This window comes from Pinirhizobacter sp., assembly GCF_035317885.1.
Taxonomy (GTDB): domain Bacteria; phylum Pseudomonadota; class Gammaproteobacteria; order Xanthomonadales; family Rhodanobacteraceae; genus Pinirhizobacter.
Genome location: NZ_DATHFX010000296.1, coordinates 1 through 5,492 on the forward strand (window position 1 = coordinate 1; position 5,492 = coordinate 5,492).

At 66.8% G+C, this 5,492-nt stretch carries 6 protein-coding genes; 2 read left to right on the forward strand and 4 right to left on the reverse strand.

What is annotated here, in order from left to right:
• Together VK519_RS09690 and VK519_RS09695 are read left to right on the forward strand one after the other, a co-directional pair.
• A partial coding sequence (locus VK519_RS09690) for an MMPL family transporter (protein WP_414692725.1) occupies positions 1 to 1,383 on the forward strand: 1,383 nt, incomplete at its 5' end.
• Positions 1,367 to 1,801 (forward strand): hotdog family protein, encoded by a 435-nt coding sequence (locus VK519_RS09695; RefSeq protein ID WP_324349350.1) that lies wholly within the window; start codon positions 1,367 to 1,369, stop codon positions 1,799 to 1,801. The genes VK519_RS09690 and VK519_RS09695, both read left to right, overlap by 17 nt.
• A gap of 15 nt (positions 1,802 to 1,816) precedes the next feature.
• Here the strand turns inward: VK519_RS09695 and VK519_RS09700 are convergent, their stop codons facing one another.
• The 4 genes from VK519_RS09700 to VK519_RS09715 all read right to left on the reverse strand — a co-directional run.
• A complete protein-coding gene (locus VK519_RS09700; protein ID WP_324349351.1) occupies positions 1,817 to 3,406 on the reverse strand; it encodes an NAD(P)/FAD-dependent oxidoreductase in 1,590 nt (529 codons plus the stop codon).
• A gap of 85 nt (positions 3,407 to 3,491) precedes the next feature.
• Positions 3,492 to 4,235: a glycosyltransferase family 2 protein gene (locus VK519_RS09705; protein WP_324349352.1), complete on the reverse strand. Its 744-nt coding sequence runs from the start codon at positions 4,233 to 4,235 to the stop codon at positions 3,492 to 3,494.
• On the reverse strand, positions 4,232 to 5,029 hold the full coding sequence (locus VK519_RS09710) for a beta-ketoacyl synthase chain length factor (protein WP_324349353.1): 798 nt from the start codon (positions 5,027 to 5,029) through the stop codon (positions 4,232 to 4,234). The genes VK519_RS09705 and VK519_RS09710 overlap by 4 nt, the downstream gene beginning before the upstream one ends.
• Positions 5,029 to 5,492, reverse strand: a 464-nt coding sequence (locus VK519_RS09715) for a beta-ketoacyl-[acyl-carrier-protein] synthase family protein (RefSeq protein ID WP_524538987.1), incomplete at its 5' end; no start/stop codon positions are given. The genes VK519_RS09710 and VK519_RS09715, both read right to left, overlap by 1 nt.

Consider the following 5,492-nt stretch of genomic DNA (forward strand, 5'->3'; position numbering starts at 1 on the left):
TATCCGATCCGGCTGCTCAGCCATCGGCGTGCCGGTGAAACAGCGCTGGCCAGCGTGCGTGGCCTGTGGCCACTATTGATGACGGCGATCGCCTCGGCATGCATCGCGTATCTTGCCTTCTACGCATCGGGTGTGGGCGGCCTGCAGCAGCTGGCGGTGTTCACCATCACCGGCCTCCTGGCCGCGGGACTGGCCACGCGCTACCTGTTGCCGCACCTCTTGCCCGAACGTGCGCGTGACGTCGCCACCACGCCCGGCCTGGCGCGCCTGCGCACGTTCTTCGACGAGCTGCCACGCCCGCGCTGGCTACCGGTGCCGATCGCCCTTGCCGCCGCGGCGATGTTGTATTTCGCGCCCGGTTCGTTCTGGGAAAACAACCTCGCCGCGCTGACGCCGCTGCCCACCGACCTGCTGATGACCGATGCACGGCTGCGCGGCGAGCTCGGCGCGCCCGATGTGCGTTACCTGCTGGTGCTGCAGGCGCGTGACGCCGACGGCGTGCTGGCGCTCTCCGAGCGCATCGAGCCCGACATCGACAAGCTCCTGGCCGGCAAGGCGCTGGACAGCGTGGAATTGCCTTCGCGTTACCTGCCGAGCGCTGCCACGCAGAAGGCGCGCCAGGCGAAGCTGCCGGGCACGCAGGCTTTGGAGGCGATGCTTGCCAGCGCGCTGAAGGACACGCCATTCAAGAAGGATCTGTTCGCCCCGTTTGTGATGGATGTCGCTGCCGCACGCAGCGCACCGGTGCTTACCCCGGAACGCTTCGCCTCATCACCGCTGGGACAGCGGCTGTCGGCGATGCTGGTGAACCGTGGCGATCATTGGGTGGGCCTGGCCACGCTGTCGGGCGTGCACGATGCAGCCGCGTTCGCTCCCCTGGCCGCGAAGACCGGCGACGCGGTTCGCCTGCTGGACCTGAAGCAGGCCTCTGAATCGCTGGTCGCGGAATACCGCACGCGCATCCTCAAGGCGCTGGCCGTGGCCACCTTGTTGCTGATCGCCACCATCGCCTTCGCCTTGCGTAGTTTTCGCCGCGCCTGGCACGTGCTGGCGCCGATGACACTGGCCACCTTCATGGTGCTGGCGGTGGAGCGCTTGGCGGGCATCCCGCTGTCGCTGTTCCATCTGGTGTCGCTGATCCTGGCCGGCGGCCTGGGGCTTCACTATGCGTTGTTCTTCGAGCGGGACACCGGCGATCCCGACGAGCAGCGGCGCACCTTGCACGCCACCATCGTTTGCGTGATCTCAGCCTTGCTGGTGTTCGGCATGCTGGCGTGGTCGTCGATTCCGGTACTGCGTGCCATCGGCCTCACGGTAAGCCTGGGTGTGGCCTTCCACTTCTGCATTTCCATCCTGATGGCGCCGCATGCTTCGAAAGAATGAATTCGCCGGGCTCATTCCCCACGCCGGGGCGATGAACCTGCTCGATGCCGTGGTCGCCTTCGACCACGACACCATCCACGCGCGCAGCGAAAGCCATGCCCTCGCCGATCATCCGCTGCGCGAACCGCGCGGCCTGCACGCGGTGAACCTGGCCGAATACGGTGCCCAGGCCATGGCCGTCCATGGTGGTCTGAAGGCTGCGCCCGGCGCGGCGGTGAAGCCCGGCCGGCTGGTAAGCCTGCGGGACGTCCGCCTGGCCGTGGAATATGTCGACCCCGATGCCGGCGCGCTGGATGTCCACGCCCGTTGCATCGCGGCGGACGACGGTGGCGCGCAGTACGAGTTCCGGGTTGAGCAGGGCGGCCAGCTCCTTGCCAGCGGACGCGCGGCGGTGATCCATCCTCCGCAGGGCGCCTAGGCCGCGTTGCGGCGGTCACGCCACGCGTGCGAACAGTGCAGGGCCCGGCGCCGGTACCGGCGTCACGCCGTCGGCAAGGTCGGGATCGTCTTTGGCGGCGCGGTCCACGATGCCGCCGGCCAGCGATTCGAGCAGGGCGACGTTGGTGCGCAGGCGGTCGACGAGATCGCCGTGCGAGAGCTCATCGTGCAGCCCGTTGTTCATCTGGTGGAACCAGTCCAGTTCGCCCTGGTCAAGCATCACGCCGGCATTTCGCTGCCGCGACACCGCGTGCCATCGACGGAAAAAATCCTGCATCGCGATATTGAGCACGCGCGCGCGCTCAAGCTCAGGCCCGAGCGCCGCAAACAGCGCAGCGTCGCCCAGGCGGTTCTGGAACATCAACTGGCACAGCACGCCCCAGTAGTAGGCATAGTCCCAGACCACCTTGATCGGCATCACTTCCGGATCGCCGAACAGGTGGTACTGGCCGCGGTACATCTGCAGGGTGTTCTCGTAGAACGAGAAGAACAGCCGCTCGTACAGGCGCGCCCAGGGCGCCACCGGTTCGCCGGCCAGGTCGTGCCCGACCAGCATGGTGATGTAGGTATTGGCGATGGCGATGAAATCGCTACCGGGGGAATAGAACGGGTCGAGGAACGCACCGGCCTCGCCGGTGAGCGCCCAGCGGTCGGCGGAGAACATCCGCGTGGTGGTGTAGGAGTAATTCCGCAGGAAGGCGAAATCGAGTAGCCCATCCCTGCGCTTTTCAAGGTCGCGCGCCACTAGCGGCTGGTGCTTGTGCATCCACTGCATGGCCTTGTCGAACGTGCGCATGTCTTCGATCGGGTGCATCGCCGCATCGGCCACGATGCCCACCGAATGCGCGCCCGACGATAGCGGGATCAACCACAGCCAGTAGCCCGGGCCGCACAGGTGGTTGGTGGAGCGCCAGCGCTCCGGCGGCTCGCAACGGTTCTGCCAGTCGGCATCGTTGCACCAGCCATCGATGTCCATGCGTCCTTCCATGCGGAACCAGATCGCATTGGCGTGGTGGCCGTTGTCGCGGGTGAAGTCGAACTTGCGACGGATGAGCCCGGCGCGACCGGAGGCATCGATCAGCCAGCGCGCCTGGGCTTCGTGCTCGCCGCTGGCGTCGGTGTAACGCAACGTGTGCGGTTCATCAGCGCCCTGGGTGATTCCGAATGAACGCACGACGGCGCCGCCACGCAACTCGATGCCGCGGCGCACGGCTTCTTCGGCCAGGTAATTTTCAAGGACGCCGCGGTCGAGCTGGTAGCTTGGCGTGGGGAATACGCGGCGCACGCCCGACTCGGTGACGTTGGCGAGGTCGTCCTTGCCGTCGGAGAAGAAGAAGCGGAAGCCGAACTTGTGGATGTGGTCGCGTTCCAGGTGCTCGCGCAGGCCCAGCGTATGGGCGAAGTAGTGGGCTGCGATCTCCACCGTGGATTCGCCCACCTTGTGCGCGGCCAGCGGTACCGGGTGCCGGTGGCGCTCGATCACCAGGACGGTGAGGTCCGGGAAGCGTCCCTTCAGCTGCATGGCAAGGGTAAGTCCGGCCAGGCCCCCGCCCATGATCACCACGTCGTGCGAGCTTGCCGTCATGCCCTGCTCCTGGTTGGCGCCAGCCGATTGTGCACGTTCTTGCGATCGGACGTGGGCGCGGCGGGCCTGGCCATGGGCCTGCCGTTCAGGCGAGGGGCCGGTCCACCACCACCGGCAGGGTTGCCCGCGACTTCCGATAGCTCCGGAAGAAGTTTCCGTAGTGGTAGGCCCGCCCGATCGTATACAAGGTGATGCGGGTGACGTCGCGCACGGGACGGAAATGGCTGGGCCGGAAGCCGCCCTGGTAGCGCGATGCGATCGGCACCGAAACCACGCCCACGCCCAGCTCGCGCGATGCCTTGATCAACAGCGCCGCTTCAAACACGAAGTGCTCCGCGCCGATATCGACCAGGTCGATCACTTCACGCGGATAAAAGCGCTGGCCACTCTGGGTGTCGGCAATCGGCTGTGCGCAGGCGCAGGAAATGCCCCAGTCGGCGATGGCATTGGCGCGACGGCGGCCTGGTGGTTGCTGGGCTTTGTCCAGCAGCCGGGCGCCGATCACGATGTGGCCCGGGAAGGCGTGGGCGGCGGCAAGCAGGCGTGGCACGTCGGCAGGTGAGTGCTGGCCGTCGCCGTCCATGGTGACCACCGAGTCGAAGCCCTGGCGAAGCACTTCGAGGAATCCGGTGCGCAAGGCCTCGCCCTTGCCGCGGCGCGTGTCGTGGCGCAACAGGGTGACGGGCATCGCGGCGACCACGTCGGGGGTGCCATCGTCCGAGCCGTCATCCACCACGATCACCGGCAAGCCCAGCGCAACCAGGTCGCCGACCACCTTGGCGATGGTCTTTTTCTCGTTGAGGCACGGAATGAGGACGCAGCAGCTCAAGTAAGCGTTTCTCCGGTGACATGCAGGGCCATGCCGGCAGAGGCCGCCAGCACCACATCGACGCCAGTGCCGTGCGCCAGCGCCTCGAGCAATGGCAAACCGGCAGCGGAAGGATTCATCGTTGCCCAGGCCCGCAGGCGATCGTCGCGCGTCCTGGACACCGGCGCCATCGGCGTGGTGGTGATCACCAGGCGCGCGGTGCTTTGTGGCGTTCGCGTGGGTGAGAGCACCAGCGCGGTGGAGAAGGGCAGGGTAATTTGCGTCATCGACAAAAGGGGGCCGTAGCCCCGGGTATCGAAGGCGGCCAGCAGCACTGGATGGTTGTCGGCGATAGCTTGCGCTGCAGCCTCCAGCAGTCCGGCGCCGAAGCTGGCATCGCCTGCCGAAACAGCGCTGCATGCCGCGTGGCACACGGTGGCGATGGTCCAGTAGCCCGCCGGTGCGTTATGCACCGAATTGTGGAATCGGGTGGGCGACAGGTCCGCCGGCGAGTCGGCGAGCGTGGCGCACATGTAATCGGTAATGAGCTGGTCGCCGTGGGCCGAACTGAACACACTGGCAAGCGTGGACGGATCCAGCCCGCTGGCGGCCACGGCCTGGCCCGCGGCTGTCGCGGCCAGCAGCACGCTATCGGGTGCACGCCGCCGCTCATTGGCCGGCAGAACGCCAGCGTGTGGTTTGCCGGGCTCGGCATCGGCCTGCTCGCCGTCGAGCCAGGGTTTGAAATCGGCCCACATCGTGACGGCCGGCGTCCACAGGCCGACACCCTGTACGAAGACATCCAGGGACGGCATCAAGCCTGATCGCCCGCAATGAATGCCAGGCAGGCGTTGTTGCCGCCGAAGCCGAAGGAATTGGACAGTGCCACGCGCACCGGTTGCCGCTCGTTGTGCCATGCCATCTGCGGTCCGCAGGCAGGATCGGGCTGGCTGGCGTTGAGGTTGCCGGGGATGAAGCCATCGCGGATGGCCAGCAACGCATAGGCCGCCTCGACGATGCCGGCGGCGCCCAGCGTGTGGCCGGTGAAGCCCTTGGTGGAACTGGCACGGGTTTCGGCGCGGAAACTGCGCGCCACCAGTGCCGCTTCCACTTCGTCGTTCTTCTGGCTCGCCGTTCCATGCAGGTTGATGTAGTCCACCTCGCTGGCATCAAGCCCTGCACGGGCCAGCGCATCGCGTAGCGCAAGTTCCGCGCCCAGGCCTTCCGGGTGGGGCGTGGACATATGGTGGGCGTCGCTGGATTCGCCGTAACCGGCCA

What these genes read in the sequence shown, in the direction of transcription:
- VK519_RS09695 (WP_324349350.1), top strand. Translation starts at nt 1,367, where the DNA reads ATGCTTCGAAAGAATGAATTCGCCGGGCTCATTCCCCACGCCGGGGCG.
- VK519_RS09700 (WP_324349351.1), bottom strand. Translation starts at nt 3,406, where the DNA reads ATGACGGCAAGCTCGCACGACGTGGTGATCATGGGCGGGGGCCTGGCC.
- VK519_RS09710 (WP_324349353.1), bottom strand. Translation starts at nt 5,029, where the DNA reads ATGCCGTCCCTGGATGTCTTCGTACAGGGTGTCGGCCTGTGGACGCCG.